This is a genomic window from Paenibacillus sp. N3.4 (assembly GCF_008017805.1).
Taxonomy (GTDB): Bacteria; Bacillota; Bacilli; order Paenibacillales; family NBRC-103111; genus Paenibacillus_E.
The window spans coordinates 1-13,064 of the sequence record NZ_VRTT01000063.1; the positions used below are offsets into that span (position 1 = coordinate 1).

At 46.7% G+C, this 13,064-nt stretch carries 15 protein-coding genes; 10 read left to right on the forward strand and 5 right to left on the reverse strand.

What is annotated here, in order from left to right; all coding sequences use genetic code 11:
* Positions 1 to 214: 214 nt before the first annotated feature.
* Entirely contained in the window at positions 215 to 670 is a 456-nt protein-coding gene (locus FU659_RS25520; RefSeq protein WP_147950146.1) for an alpha/beta fold hydrolase, read from the reverse strand.
* A gap of 44 nt (positions 671 to 714) precedes the next feature.
* Complete coding sequence (locus tag FU659_RS25525; protein WP_147950147.1) at positions 715 to 1,065, reverse strand: alpha/beta hydrolase; 351 nt, start codon at positions 1,063 to 1,065, stop codon at positions 715 to 717.
* A gap of 369 nt (positions 1,066 to 1,434) precedes the next feature.
* Here FU659_RS25525 and FU659_RS25530 point away from each other — a divergent pair, with 369 nt between their 5' ends.
* The 7 genes from FU659_RS25530 to FU659_RS25560 all read left to right on the forward strand — a co-directional run bounded on the left by FU659_RS25530 (position 1,435) and on the right by FU659_RS25560 (position 8,430).
* Entirely contained in the window at positions 1,435 to 1,878 is a 444-nt protein-coding gene (locus FU659_RS25530) for a MarR family winged helix-turn-helix transcriptional regulator (protein ID WP_147950148.1), read from the forward strand.
* Positions 1,875 to 2,534 (forward strand): HlyD family secretion protein, encoded by a 660-nt coding sequence (locus FU659_RS25535; RefSeq protein WP_147950149.1) that lies wholly within the window; start codon positions 1,875 to 1,877, stop codon positions 2,532 to 2,534. The genes FU659_RS25530 and FU659_RS25535 overlap by 4 nt, the downstream gene beginning before the upstream one ends.
* A gap of 10 nt (positions 2,535 to 2,544) precedes the next feature.
* Positions 2,545 to 2,835 carry a hypothetical protein gene (locus tag FU659_RS25540; RefSeq protein ID WP_147950150.1) on the forward strand — a complete coding sequence of 97 codons (291 nt, stop codon included), beginning with the start codon at positions 2,545 to 2,547 and terminating at the stop codon, positions 2,833 to 2,835.
* Positions 2,745 to 3,860, forward strand: coding sequence for an efflux RND transporter periplasmic adaptor subunit (locus FU659_RS25545; protein WP_147950151.1), 1,116 nt, complete (start codon positions 2,745 to 2,747; stop codon positions 3,858 to 3,860). Before FU659_RS25540 ends, FU659_RS25545 begins: the two co-directional genes overlap by 91 nt.
* A 14-nt stretch (positions 3,861 to 3,874) precedes the next feature.
* The gene (locus FU659_RS25550) at positions 3,875 to 5,509 is read left to right on the forward strand and encodes a DHA2 family efflux MFS transporter permease subunit (RefSeq protein WP_147950152.1); all 1,635 of its coding nucleotides are present in this window, start codon (positions 3,875 to 3,877) and stop codon (positions 5,507 to 5,509) included.
* A 29-nt stretch (positions 5,510 to 5,538) separates the two neighbouring features.
* On the forward strand, positions 5,539 to 7,278 hold the full coding sequence (locus FU659_RS25555) for a hypothetical protein (RefSeq protein ID WP_147950153.1): 1,740 nt from the start codon (positions 5,539 to 5,541) through the stop codon (positions 7,276 to 7,278).
* Positions 7,279 to 7,419: 141 nt separating this feature from the next.
* Positions 7,420 to 8,430, forward strand: a complete 1,011-nt coding sequence (locus tag FU659_RS25560) for an LLM class flavin-dependent oxidoreductase (protein ID WP_147950184.1) — start codon at positions 7,420 to 7,422, stop codon at positions 8,428 to 8,430.
* A gap of 32 nt (positions 8,431 to 8,462) precedes the next feature.
* Here FU659_RS25560 and FU659_RS25565 read toward each other — a convergent pair whose 3' ends face one another.
* On the reverse strand, positions 8,463 to 8,771 hold the full coding sequence (locus FU659_RS25565) for a hypothetical protein (RefSeq protein ID WP_147950154.1): 309 nt from the start codon (positions 8,769 to 8,771) through the stop codon (positions 8,463 to 8,465).
* A 71-nt stretch (positions 8,772 to 8,842) separates the two neighbouring features.
* Between FU659_RS25565 and infC the strand changes: the two genes are divergently transcribed.
* The 3 genes from infC to FU659_RS25580 all read left to right on the forward strand — a co-directional run bounded on the left by infC (position 8,843) and on the right by FU659_RS25580 (position 11,571).
* Complete coding sequence (infC, locus tag FU659_RS25570; protein WP_147950155.1) at positions 8,843 to 9,328, forward strand: translation initiation factor IF-3; 486 nt, start codon at positions 8,843 to 8,845, stop codon at positions 9,326 to 9,328.
* A gap of 165 nt (positions 9,329 to 9,493) precedes the next feature.
* Positions 9,494 to 10,033, forward strand: a complete 540-nt coding sequence (locus FU659_RS25575) for a PadR family transcriptional regulator (protein ID WP_147950156.1) — start codon at positions 9,494 to 9,496, stop codon at positions 10,031 to 10,033.
* A gap of 2 nt (positions 10,034 to 10,035) precedes the next feature.
* Positions 10,036 to 11,571: an MFS transporter gene (locus FU659_RS25580; RefSeq protein ID WP_261808047.1), complete on the forward strand. Its 1,536-nt coding sequence runs from the start codon at positions 10,036 to 10,038 to the stop codon at positions 11,569 to 11,571.
* A gap of 253 nt (positions 11,572 to 11,824) precedes the next feature.
* On the opposite strand, the gene FU659_RS25585 is transcribed toward FU659_RS25580, so the two are convergent.
* Complete coding sequence (locus FU659_RS25585; RefSeq protein ID WP_187274392.1) at positions 11,825 to 12,037, reverse strand: hypothetical protein; 213 nt, start codon at positions 12,035 to 12,037, stop codon at positions 11,825 to 11,827.
* Positions 12,038 to 12,360: 323 nt separating this feature from the next.
* A complete protein-coding gene (locus FU659_RS25590) occupies positions 12,361 to 13,023 on the reverse strand; it encodes a C39 family peptidase (protein WP_187274393.1) in 663 nt (220 codons plus the stop codon).
* Between the last annotated feature and the right edge of the window lie 41 nt (positions 13,024 to 13,064).

The window sequence follows — 13,064 nt, forward strand, 5'->3', positions numbered from 1 at the left end:
TTACACGAACTGTCGGAACGACAGGGATAGCTTGGTAAACTTCTCTTCGTTAGAAGAGACTACCCAAGAATCTCGTGACTTTAGTCATGAGAGGTTCAAGGAGTACGAAAGGGCAGAGTAGCATTAAGGGATATTTTGAAATATCAGGAAACACAAAAGGAGCTACCGAGGTGGCTCCTTGACTTGTTCTTGAAAGTTTGTTGATAGTAGTATCCTAGCGTTTCTCCAGTACCCCCCGCAACCACTGAGCCACTTTGCCGAGAGCTTCCATAGTCTGAATGACCCCATTGTGGTTGTGATTGGGAATAACGTGAACCTCGGCTCCGCAGTGCTTACTGTAGAGTGGTTCGTATGCTTCGGCGCTGAACACTTCATCGTCCTCACCGATGAGAACGAAGGTCGGTTGGGTCAGCCGTGACAGGTGCTTGGTATATTGATTACTGACCATGCGGGACAATGCAAGTCGATAGCTAAGATTGCAGGATTCGGTCCCGTGAAGCTTCTCAGTAGGTGTAAGCCTACGATAAACAACCGTATGGTTAAACCAATGAATGCCTATTGCGTTAAGCAACATCAGTAGAGCATATTTTGGGACGTTGACTTTGGATTCGTTGCCGTTACCATCTTTGCGATTTAACGGCGAGCTAGGGCTTAGAGCAGGGGCAATCAACAAGTATGCATGGATATCCTCGTGAATCGGACGAATTGTTTGCCTTAGGGCAGTCGCGCGCCGGCGGAATGGCCTCCAAAAATGATACGTGCATCTGTGTGACACGACTGTACGTGGCGGAACAGATCCTCTATGTCGTCGTCTAGTTGGCCTACGTAGTCAATGTCCCCGCGACGGATAGGGTTGTTGCCGTAACCGCGCAGATCCGGAAGATACACGGTTGCAAGGCCGTTTTGAGCTAAATATCGTCCTAAGTCGCGTAAATAAAGGCTCGGTTCTGTTATACCGTGCAAAAAAATCAGCACCGTATCGGAGGGCCCCTCAAAGTATCGGTAAGGAAGCAGCGAGCCATCTCGGGCTGTAAACGTTTGGAAATCATCATTAAACGTATTCATAAATCTAGACCACTCCAATGATTAGTATTATATAGATGGTACTAAATTAATTCTGCATACCTATGCTGGCATCCTCCTTAACTACATTACATAGTCGAGTGGTTCGGATACTAGCTAATATTCAAAGCATGCAAACAAATCCATGATTCTACGCGAATGGTCCAAGTGAAGGGCTGTCACAACGAAGAGAATTCAAACCGTCGAAAGCAGAAGCTTTCGGCTTTTTTTCTATTTCACACAGATTTCACATATGTATATATTTCCATAATTAAAGAGGCGTGTTATGATAGGTGACGCGAGAATATTTCGCATACGAAATGTTCGTATCCGAAATAGATTGGAAATGAAATTTGCTAAGGGGGAAGTGTTGTGGAAGAGGTAAGAGATCTCATGGCTGACTTCACGCGGCTGAATAAATTACGAATGTCTTACATGTATCGCGAATTTCAACGAGAAGAACTTACAGGTCCGCAGTTGTTTATACTGAGGGAATTGTTTCTTAAGGAGCCAAGGAAGCTGGGCGATTTGGCACAAGCTGTGCATTTGAGCAACAGTACAGTCTCAGGCATTGTGGATCGGTTAGAACGCGATGGACTTGTTGAGCGCAAGCGAGATGTGCAAGACAGACGGGCTGTTTGGATCAGTACGACATCCATTTGCCAGCAATTGAAAAAAACGAAGCTAGATCAGATTAATCAAGAATTTTATGCGGGGTTGGAACATGCGTTCACGCCAGAACAGTTTGCAAACTGCAAATCCGTTGTGGAGACGCTTATTACACATATGGAAAAGAAGCTGGAGGGATTGGAATGAAACGTAAACTGGTCTTAATTATTATTCTTACTGTTATGGTGATCAGCGGTGCAAGTATCGGTGGCTACTACTGGTATGAAGGCGCGAATTATGTGGCAACGGACAATGCTCGTATATCGGGTGATATCTATCGGGTGATGCCGCGTATATCCGGTAAAATCAATTCGTTAGGGATTAAGGTAGGGGATACGGTTGTTGCTGATCAAATCGTAGGCCAGCAGGATATTACGAACTTATCCAACAGCTTATTGGATCAAGCTTCCTTGCGCTCTCCGATCGGAGGTACCGTTATTCAAACTGCAGCCAAGGTCGGCGAGGTTGTAGCGCCGGGGCAATCGATTGCTATGATCGTCAACAAGAATGCTTTATTTGTATCGGCTGATATTGATGAAACGAAAGTGAAGAAGATACATATCGGGCAAACGGTTACGTTTGGTTTAGATACCTATAGCGGAACTGAATTCAAAGGCAAAGTCATGGAGATAGGTCAGGCAACAGCTTCAACGTTTTCTTTGCTGCCAACAACGGGCTCCAGCGGCAACTTCACCAAAGTTACACAACGCATGAATGTGAAAGTTTCAATCGATGACAATCAAGGATTGGATCTGGCACCGGGTATGAACGCAGAGATCAAAATCCATATCAAAGGGGAGTAAGGTGACACCCATGAAAAAACATCTTAATGTCGTCCTATCGCTAAGTGTTCTGGCAGGTTCCATCCTGCTCGTCAGCGGCTGCAGCGGCTCGCCAACAAGCGCGGCAAGCGCACAATTACCTTCTGTTAAAGTCATTACGCTTGGCAGCACGAATGCTGCGGGCGCCAGTGGTAAATTAGCCGCTGATCAAACGGTTCAAGTCGTCTCAAAATGGGGGGTAAAATTACGGCGGTTCAAGTGGAAGAAGGCGCCAGAGTCAAAAAAGGCGATATGCTGGTTCAACTGGATACCGAGGATTTGAATCAGCAAGTGGATCAAGCGCAAGCAGGTCTTACGGCATCGCAAGCAAAGCTGGCTGATACGGAAGCAGGCACACGGTCTCAGGATTTACAAGCGGCGAGTGCGATGGTGGAGCAAGCCAAAGCGGCTGTGAACCAAGCGCAGGCAGGTGTATCCAGTGCCAAAGCGACGTATGATCTGGTATCCAAAGGCTATAACCACGCGAAAAACTTCTATGATCAAGGCGACGTAACCAAGGATGACTTGGATAAAATCACATTGGATTACGAGAAAGCCAAAGCGGGTTATGATGCCGCCGTGTCCCAGCAATCGGGAGCGAATGCGCAATTGTCAGCGGCAGTGGCGAAGCTGAGCTTGGCAAAGGAAGGGGCGACAGCGAATACGCTGGAGCAACTCAAAGCGGATGTTTCGGCGAAGCAGGCATCCCTGAACTTAGCTCAAAATGCGGTGAAAAACGCTGGCGTCATTGCACCTATCGATGGTGTGATAGTGAAAAAGAGCGTGAATGTCGGTGAAATGGCACAAGCCGGAGCACCGCTGCTGACGGTTGTCAGCATGGATCAAGTAAAGGTGGAAGTCAGTGTGCCCGAGGGTATGGTTAATGCCATTAAACAAGGGGCGAAAGGGACTGTGACGGTACCTAGCATACCTGGCAAAACGTTTGAAGGCACCATTACGTTCGTGAGCCCGGTTTCGGATACGAACAATAATACGTTCCCTGTGAAGCTGACTGTAAGTAATCCGGATGGCGCTCTTCATGCTGGAGCGGTAGCCAGTGTTGCTTTCGGAGGAAGCAGCAGCGAAAGTCGTTTGGAGATTCCAAAAGCGGCGATTGTGCAAAAAGACGGCAAAGCGACTGTTTATAAACTTAGCGGTGACACGGTTCATCCCGTTGATATACAAACAGACGAGAAAAATCAAGATTGGGTATACCTCAAGGGGGATGCCGCTTTGAAACCTAATGATAAAGTTGTGTTGAATCCGGGTGATAAGCTAACTGACGGCGCTAAGGTTCATGCCGAGTAGAGGGGGCTGTAACAATGGCTACAACAGCAACAGCTACTGAACAGGCAATTCCGGCGGTTGAGCAGCAAGAAGAGAAAATAACGGGCTACCAATGGCTTGCCCTGTTAGTGCTTATTCTCGGCACGTTCCTTGCAATTCTAGACAACAGCTTGATGAACGTGGCGATCCCGAAGCTGATGGCCGTGTTTGGATCGACCTCAACGGAGATTGAATGGGTGGTAACCGGCTATATGCTGGCTTCGGCGGTAGTCGTTCCCATGGGCGGTTTTTTATCGGATCGTTTCGGATACAAAACGACTTTTTTAACGACAGTGGTCGCTTTCATCATCGGGTCGATTCTTTGCGGATTAGCTTGGAGCGATACAAGTTTAATTGTATTTCGGATTATTCAAGGGCTTGGCGGGGGCTTCATTATGCCGGTTGGGATGGCTATGCTGTACCAAATTATGCCCCGCAGCAAAATTCAGGTTGCCATGGGTATATGGGGAATTGCCGCGATGGCGGCGCCTGCTATGGGTCCTACCTTGAGCGGATATTTAGTCGATAATTTCAGCTGGCGTTATCTTTTTTACATCAACGTTCCTATTGGTATTATTGCCGTCGTGCTTGGCATGATTATTCTGAAGGAGACGCCCAAAAGAGAGGGGCTTAAATTCGATTTTGTCGGCAGTATTTTGTGCATGATCGTATTCAGTACCTTGCTGCTCGCCTTAACGGATGGGCAATCTGACGGTTGGTCGTCGTTGTATATCGTGAGTTTATTCTTTATTTCGATTTCGAGTTTTATTTTATTGATATGGGTTGAATTAGGTAAAGAAAATCCGATTATGGACTTCCGTTTATTCAAAAACCCGATATTTACGCTGAGTTTGGCTGCCTCCAGCTTTGTCATGATTTCCATGCAGGGCGGTATTTATATGATGCCGATATTTATGCAGAATGTGAGCGGTCTGACGCCCATGCAAACAGGACTTGTCATGATGCCGCAATCCATTGCTATGGCTTTCATGATGCCCATAGCGGGTAAGCTCGTCTCGAAATATGGCGTCGTGCCGCTAGGTATTGCGGGCTTGGCGATTATTGGCTGTACGACATTGGAGCTGCATGTGCTTTCTCAAGACACGTCGACACATTGGATTAGCGGTCTGCTCATTATCCGTGGTATTGGGATTGGTCTATGTATGATGCCGTTGTCTTCGGCGGGCATGAACACACTGCCCAATCATTTAATTGGCAGAGCCTCATCGGTATCTAACGTCATTCGAAACGTCATGGCATCGTTAGGTATTGCGATGCTGACAAGTATTATGAATAACAAAACGACACAGTTCGGCACCAGATTTAATGAGGCGATCTCAACTAATACGCCTGCTTATGCCGACTTGCAAACAAATGTTGTCCATCGTTATATGGAGCTTGGAACGGATTCCAGCTCGGCAGCCGGCGGTGTGGTAGGTGTCTTATATGGTTTAGTGCAAAAAGAAGCGTTGACCAGAGCCATTGCAGACACGTTAATGCTTTCAGCCATTCCGGCCTTTGTGGCGATTGTGCTCGTTTTTTTCATGAGACAGAAAAAGAAACAAAAGGAAGTCGCCGCTCAGGAAAGCGCGGGGGCCGATTCACAGCACCATGTCATGATTGAGATGTAAAAGATAGAAAACTCTTGGGAGGAAACACAATGGTCCAATTCAAACAAGTGGCAATGACGCTGGTGCTATCTTCTTCGCTGTTGATGTCGGGGATTCCGGCGTTGGCTAGCGGGACAGATGGCCCAGCTGCGCCAACAGCAGCAGTTGTTTATTCTTTAAGCGAAGGTCTTCATGCCACTGTGGAGGGTGTTTATAATGAAAAGACATCCAGCGGTGTTCGCTTAGGGGCCGTTATTCGCCTAAGTAATACAAGTGGTCAAATACTGCGTATTCCTGACTATGAGCTCAGAGTGAGAACCGTTGATGGTATTTCCTACACGTTACGCGCAAGCAGCAGCAATGCACATGGTGTTCAGCCTGACTCGGAAGTGGAATTAACGTACATGAAAGTCGTGAACCGCCAAACAGAAGTCAATCTGAGCGATTTATCACTCATCGACGTGAACTATGATGTGTATCCGAAGCAGGAGACAACACTGTTGACGGCGTCCATGAACGGAACGGTTTGGAACGGCAATCGGGGTGAGTTCAAAGAGGCTTCACAGATCAAGAAGTGGGGAGAAGACTTCACGATTCCGACATTGGAGTCACCGCTTCATTATCAAACCGTGGATGTAAACAAAAGCAACAGCAGTGATGGCGCTGTATATACAGTGAAGTTGTTAGTCAGCAATCCAACAGATCAAACGGAAACGGTGCCTGCTCTCGCCCTTGATGGCAAAGCGGGAACAACACTTTACGCAGGTAAGCTGGTAGAAACCGATTCGGTATCGATTGAACCCGGAGAAAGCAAAACGATTCATTTTGCGATTCATACCGAAATGGATACGGTGCTGGATAGCCTCAATGTGTTGACAACGCAGAGCTTCACCCAAACGGATACTGCGGGCAATGTGAAGACATCCACGTTCAACATCGGTAAACTAAATGTTGCCTTATCCACTGAGAAGGCAGCAGCAAATGGCTATACGTACGGAATTCCTATTCATTTTGAAAAGTGGAATGATGTCATACATCCAGATCTGGATGTATCGTTGACAGAGCTTCACGTCGCAGATAATAAGGATCAAGGCAGCAAGCTAGCTTTTGCCAAATTCAAGTTGACCAATAAAGGACTCAAGGATATACCTGTCCCAGCATTCCAGACGGCGTTGTCGAGCTCAACGGGTTATGACTATACCGGCTCCAGACAAAGTGATGTGCAGAAAGCGGTAGCTCCTGGGACATCCACAGTCGTTAGCTATTCGTTCGTATTGCCGGTTACGGAAACTAGCGAATCCTTCACGATGAAATTGCAAAATGCGGTAAAAGCAGCAAATGTGGATTCTGCATCGGCCTACAAATCGACCATTGCCGCTTTCCAAGTGTATACACAAGGTCAAGAGGATAGGCATAAAATTTCTCTCTACCCATACACTGTCAATATTAAGGATTATTACTTAGCGCAGGTTACATCGCCTGGGCAGACGATTGCGATCAATTATACGTACAGATTACAATTGTTTATGGATCTCCTTCGTGATCCACAGGTATTGGTCGATGCGAATTTTGCCAAATTGAAATTTGAGCTAGTGGATGCTTCGGGGAGTATTCTGGGTTCCAAAAGCTTTCCTTTCACGGGAACAGATCGGTTAGTGAACGGCAAGCAAACCTTAGTTTTCAGCAACTTGAATACGGACCAAATTCAAAACAATGTGATCGTCAATGTCTATGAATCCTTGAATACGCCTAACGGTGAAGTAGATCGTCTGATCGCAGAGTTGAAATAATCATTATCGTAGTTAATCGCAGTCATTTACGTAATCTTAACGGATCAGGACATAGCCTTTTGGGGCTTGTCCTTTTTCTTTTGGGAGTGAGCGTTGTATAATCAAAATCATCGGCAGATGACTCAGAAAGAAGGGATGTATGTGCTGAAGTTAAGTATTCTTGATCAGTCACCGGTATCCTCCGGGTTCACTCATAGTGAAGCATTGCAGCAAACCATTCAATTAGCTCAAGCAGCAGATCGTCTAGGATTCACCCGATTCTGGGTGTCTGAGCATCATAACTCGACGGGTCTTGCCGGTTCCTCTCCGGAGGTGTTGATCTCTACGCTGGCCGCCCGTACGCAGCGTATCCGGCTAGGCTCCGGCGGCGTCCTGCTGCCTCATTACAGCGCGTACAAGGTCGCCGAAAATTTCCGCATGCTGGAGGCGCTTTACCCAGGCCGGATCGACCTTGGCATCGGGCGTTCGCCAGGCGGCACGCCGCATACGGCCAAAGCGCTGCGAGGCGTCAGTGCAGATTTGTTCGAGGGACTTGAGCGGTTCCCGGCTCAAGTCACGGATTTGCTTGGGTTCCTTAGCGATTCAGTGGAACCCGGGCACGTCTTCGAGGGCATCCGCGCCACGCCGTTGGTGCCATCGATGCCCCAGGTGTGGCTGCTCGGCTCGACGGGGCAGAGTGGGGTGTATGCTTCTCAAGCAGGCGCAGCGTTCTGCTTTGCGCACTTCATCAACGGAGCGGGAGGGCAGCATGCGGTGCGCAGCTACCGCAGCTCGTTCCGATCGTCAGCGCTTAACGTGGTGCCGCAGGCAACGGTTTGTATTTATGTCCTGTGCGCTGAAACTGCGGCAGAAGCGGAGGCGCTTGCGTCTTCAATCGATTTGCGCATTTTGCAAACAGAAAAGGGCGAATTCACCAGTGTGAAGTCGCCCGAGGAAGCCGAACTTTATGCGTATTCGGATTGGGATCAAACCCGTCTAAGAGATAATCGCTCGCGAATGATCATTGGCGATCCGAATCAAGTCAGAATGCAGCTTCTCCGTCTGGCAGAGAGTTATCAAGTAGATGAAGTTATGGTTGTGACAGGTGGCTATCATTTGGAAACGAGACTGAGAACGCTCGAATTGTTAGCCGAAGCCTTCAGACTTGCTTGATGTGAAGTTCAGCGATTCCCAGGATGTCTGAATTAACCATGGTGTTTCGGCCGTTTGTCGATTTCCTGGGTGACGATGAAAGCGAGGTCTTCGTTGCCAAACAGGGACAAAACGCCAAGTAAGGTATCATCGGGCACCTCGCCGGCTTCGTCTCTGGGTACGGTTAGATCCAGCGCTTGCTGCAAGGCCGCATTGTTAGGTTGATCCGGGTAGGCGCGCAGATACAGCTCGGTTGGATCTAGACCTTGATTAATACACCACTGTGCAAATACGAGAATCATCATATGCTCTTCGCGCTGATAATTGCGAATCATTTGTTCTTCTAATTCTTTATTATTCATATTGAATGGACATCTCCTTAATTGCGTCAGGTTACTGGGTTCATTATAGCGAAAGATTAGGTGGAATCACAATGATTAAGAATGAGAAAATTAAAGCATCTGAAGTGCATGTCACTGGTTTGCAGGGTGAAGATCTAGGCGTCATGTCGACGAAGGAAGCTCTGGCTCTGGCGAAGCAGCTGAAGGTAGACCTGATTTGCACGTCACTGATGAGCAGCCCGCCGCCTTGCAAGCTCATGGGTGCAGGTATAGCGAAGCAAGAAGCGCTGCAGGATAAGCAGCAGGCTCGCAAGCGAGAACAGGCACCGAAGGTGAAGGAACTGCGGTTGACGCCGCACATTGAAGACCACGATCTTGCGACGAAGCGTCAGCAGGCAGAGCGCATTCTTCTCGGTGGAGATGCCGTGCAGCTAGTCGTGAAAATTTCCGGCAAAGAAGGAACCAAAGCCAAAGAGCTTCTTGAGGAGCTCATCAAGGATTTAAGCCCGCATGGACGTAAAAAAACAGGTATTCAATTAAGCGGCAAGCAAGCGGCCGTTCAGATCGATCCCTTATAAAATTGATAAGCATGTTCAGTTCCTGAAAGAAGGAGCGGGACATGCTTTTTTAATCTTTTGAAATTCATATATCATGATGTTATATTATTTACAGTTATATATTGACTCGATATATGTATTCTGTTAAATTAAAAGCAAGAAAAGAAAAATGGAGGAGGAAGCAGCATGACTAGTCAGGATGTCATTCTAGGTATGTTAATGAAGCGCGGGTTAACCGGATATGAGATTAAGCATTTGCTGGAGACGATATTTTCTTACTTCTATAATGCCAGCTATGGCACAATTTATCCGACACTCAGCAAAATGGAGAAGGAAGGGCTAATCACGAAGGAAAGTGTTCTGCAAGAAGGAAGGCCGAATAAAAACATATTTACCATTACAGACTTAGGGAAAACTCATTTTAAGACTTACATGAACAGTCCCGTTCTAGCGGATGAATATAAGTCTGATCGGATGATTCGGTTGTATTTTGGCGAGTTTGTGGAAAGAGAAGTCATCATCAGCAGTCTCGAGCTTGATCTAGCGAGGGCGAATGAAGAATTGGAACGTTTAGAGGCGAATTATAAACTATGGCAACCAACGATGTCCCCCACCCAAGAAATATGTATTCAAATTGGGATTGAGAATACGGCGACTCTTATTCAAACATTGACGAACGGATTGAACAGATTAAAGCATATAGCTGAAGAAAAAGGAGACGAATAAACGTGGATAAAAAGAAAACAGGACTTATCATTTTGGCCATGGCGTTAGGGCTATTGATGTCAGCATTAGACAATACAATTACATCGGCTGCGATTAGTCATATTATCGGCGATATTAATGGATTTGATAAAATCAGCTGGGTTTTCACGGCCTACATGCTCGCTTCTACAAGCACGATGCTTGTGTTTGGCAAGCTGTCCGATATGTTCGGCAGAAAGCTGTTTTATTTGATCGGGATCGGTATTTTTCTGGTCGGTTCAGCCTTATGCGGCACGGCGCAAGATATGACACAGCTTATTATTTACCGGGCCATTCAAGGGGTCGGCTCCGGAGCGATATTTCCAATCAGCTTTACCATTATTTTTACGATTTTGGCTGATCCTAAACAGGCTGCTAAGCTTTCGGGGGTATTCGCGGCGATATTCGGATTGTCTTCTGTTGCAGGACCGCAGATAGGAACATTTCTTGCCGAAAATTGGGGCTGGCGTTGGTGTTTCTATGTCAATCTGCCGCTAGGCATACTCTCCTTCATTGTTCTTCTTCTCGCGCTCAAGGAAACGCGTTCGGATCGACGTCCGAAGATTGATTACATCGGGACACTGTTTTTAATTATTTCTACCGTTTCACTTCTGCTTGCCCTGGAATTTGGCGGTAAAGATTATGCCTGGTCATCTTGGCAAATTATTAGCTTGCTCGCGATTGCTCTCGTTATCGGCTTCCTATTTGTTCTGGTAGAACGGAAGGCTCAGGAACCGATACTTCCATTGCCATTATTCAAAAATAGGATGGTTGTGGGTATGATGCTTGCCTGTCTGTGCCAAGGCGGGATTATGTTCTCTGCGATCGCTTACCTGCCGATTTTTTCAACAGCGGTTTTGGGAAGCGCCAATTCCAACGGTCTGCTGACGCCCATGATGTTTTCTTTAATGGTCGGTGCGGTATTATTTGGAGCTATCCAGCGTTTTGTCAGTTTCCGCTCAGTTATTGCTTATAGTATGGTCGCGGGAATTGTCGTAGGTTATCTGCTCAGCGTAGTTAGTCATGATGCCAGTAAGTGGTATATGATCTTATTGATGGTTATTCTTGGGGTAGGAGCTATTGGACCTCTGATGTCGGTTGCACAAAATGCGGTTGCCCTTAGCGTCGATCGCAAATATATAGGAATCAGTTCCTCCATTGTAGGGTTCTGGCGCAATATTGGCGGGGTTCTAGGCGCATCCATCATGGCGACTATCGTAAATAGTGAGTATAAGAGCATCATTGAAGTAGGCGCAGCCCAAAATAATATGCCGCTCGAGCAGGTGGCAAAGCTTGCGAATCCGGATCAGTTAATTCGCGCAGGTTCAACACTGCCCAAAGAAACACTGAATTTTATCCGCGATTCTTTAGGAACAGCGATCAATCATGGATTCATCTTGTGTATCGTATTTGCTATCGTTGGTTTAGGCGCTGTTTTCATAGCAGGTCCGCTTCGTTTCACCATGCCGATTAAAAAAGAAGAAACACAGTCAGAAAATACGGCTGTTCATACCGCGTAACAAGAAGCTAAATAAATGTCACTGCAATGTAGAATGGCGCTTTTTAGTTCAGCGCTGCTCTTAAACTGTAAGAGTGCAGTTATTTTCGATTGTAATCGTTTTTTAGTAGGGAAATCTTGCAAATCTACAGGTATTCCGATTTTTTTTGTCCTAATTTGAGATAGTGTGAATGAAAAAGTGTATTTTCGCATGAATGATAAGCTGCTGGATAAATCGAATTATTTAAAAATGTACAATTGCAGGTTTTCTTAAACTATAGTCTCTGCATCGCACTTCGCCCAAGCTCATACCGCACAACGTGTGTGCCTACCGCGCCGGCTATTGGAGAAAACCAGCCCTTTGCGCAGAGTACTTGCAATGTTCGGACAGCGGTACGATGGTTGATGTTTAAGTGAGTTGCTACATCTATGGGGCGCAGCGGACGAGCGAGTGTGCAGGCAAGACGAATGATTTCTCGCTCCGTCATACTTTTCAAGTTATCTGAGAGCATTCCACATGCTGAGAGCGGCAGGCAGAGGTCTTACCCCTTTCCGTAAGCCGCCAAAAACTGCGAGGGCTTGGTCGATGCTACTGAAAAAGCCCTTAGTTAGTTACATCGAAGGTACTGGGATAAGAAAAGAGACAACTTCTACCCCAAAAGTGGAGTAGAAGTTGTCTTTCTATATACAGCATTGAACTAGGATAAAAAAAACGTAAGTTTTTCAGCGGTCTCGGAAATTGCCTGACAGTTTTTCCTATACTAGCGTCCGCCGCTCTCACTTTGGGTAATTCCTACTTCCCGGTACAGCTTTATTTCACCGTAATCGCCTGAGAGCCCATGCTCTCCCACACGGATCTAAACTCCGCAATATCGTAGGCTTCTTCTTTACCCGTCATAGGGTCATTCATATAGGCATAAGCGTCATCCCATCCAGTCAGCAACAACGCATGTTCTGGTTGATACCACTCGACTAATTGATCCTCCTCATCCTGCCATTCCAACTCCAAAAAAGGCGCATCCATCTGTTCGGTAGCCCAAACCATCACAGGGGTTCCTGATTGAATCGTTTTTAGCAATTGTTCAAAGGTAGAGCCAGACATGTCGACAATCCGTTCGGGCAATAATTGATTTAACGTTTCCGCCATAGGAGCATGATAAATGCCATACCCTGCATCGTAGGGGTCGCCTACAAAAACTTTTTCCGGATTGCTTCCAATAAATGCACCGTCGTCATTGACATAAGGCATCTCCCCTTTGGGAAGAGCATCTGCCACTTGCTGTTTGGTTACCCAAAGTCCTGCCCAATTGAGCAGCATCGTAGCGGCAACGGCTTCACAGCCGTTTGGAAGCTCAGGTAATTGAGCGAGTTCAGGCGTATTGGCTATATGGTAACTCGTTTCTTTCTTTAGTGTAGTAACATCATTCTCGGGGGTGGATGTCGCCTTTGTTGTTGCAGTTTCTGATGCTTTCATCTGTAAGGATGTTGGTGCCTCTGTTATCGTGGCTGCTCCTG